This window comes from Burkholderia sp. lig30, from assembly GCF_000687455.2.
Lineage (GTDB): Bacteria > Pseudomonadota > Gammaproteobacteria > Burkholderiales > Burkholderiaceae > Burkholderia.
This window is the reverse complement of sequence record NZ_JGVW01000040.1, coordinates 1-671: the sequence shown is the minus strand read 5'-3', so window position 1 is coordinate 671 and position 671 is coordinate 1. Positions and strand designations below refer to the sequence as shown.

Annotated in this window: 2 protein-coding genes; both read left to right on the top strand. The window is 53.2% G+C overall.

Features of this window, described 5'->3' with window-relative positions; all coding sequences use genetic code 11:
- Nucleotides 1-267: hypothetical protein (locus LIG30_RS27090; protein ID WP_235510145.1), on the top strand; the 267-nt coding region annotated here is incomplete at its 5' end.
- 5 nt (nt 268-272) lie between these two features.
- Nucleotides 273-530 (top strand): hypothetical protein, encoded by a 258-nt coding sequence (locus LIG30_RS02365; protein ID WP_038709342.1) that lies wholly within the window; start codon nt 273-275, stop codon nt 528-530.
- Nucleotides 531-671: the final 141 nt, after the last annotated feature.

Sequence of the window (671 nt, the reverse complement as noted above, 5' to 3'; positions counted from 1 at the left end):
GCCGGTGCAATGTCAGTGATCCCTGGTGCTGGTCAGGCCGCCGCCACAGTGGGAACTACGGCATCAGCGGTTGGCCTTGGTGCAAGCGCAATTGAGCAGGTTCTTCGACCAGATCTTGGAGCGTTCACAGTGGTTTTTTCGACTGATATGGCTGCAAAGCCCGTTATGGATCGGCTGCCTTTCTACAGCCCACTCATTAACGAGGTTCTTGAGCTTTGGAAGAATTCGGCGGCGGCTGAGCAGGTAAAGAATCAGATCAATAGGTGAGTTAGATGAAGCTGATCGAGGATGGGAATTTGAAGGAGTGGGTTAGAGGGATGCTTGTGGTTGCTGGTATTGGCATGGTTGTCGGCTCGGCGCTAAATGGTCTTGATGCGGTTATATCTAAAAGCGTCTTTATGCTCGGCATCATTGTGGCGGCGGTAGGCGGATACGCGTCTCAAGCTCATATGCTGAAGATTAAGCCCTTCGACAACAGCTGCAAGAAGGCGCGCGAGAGTTGCAAGAAGAACGACGATCAGTCGAAGTAGGAAGTGAGGAGCTCGCGTCTTACGGCTCAAAACCGCGTCTGGGAAAAAATTATGCGTTATACGAAGCACGTCGAGGAAAACAGGGTTGCGAAGCCTTGGTGCATCAGGGCGAACGCGGAATCGACAACGGCGGGCGCGTCG

What these genes read in the sequence shown, in the direction of transcription:
- LIG30_RS02365 (WP_038709342.1), top strand. Translation starts at nt 273, where the DNA reads ATGAAGCTGATCGAGGATGGGAATTTGAAGGAGTGGGTTAGAGGGATG.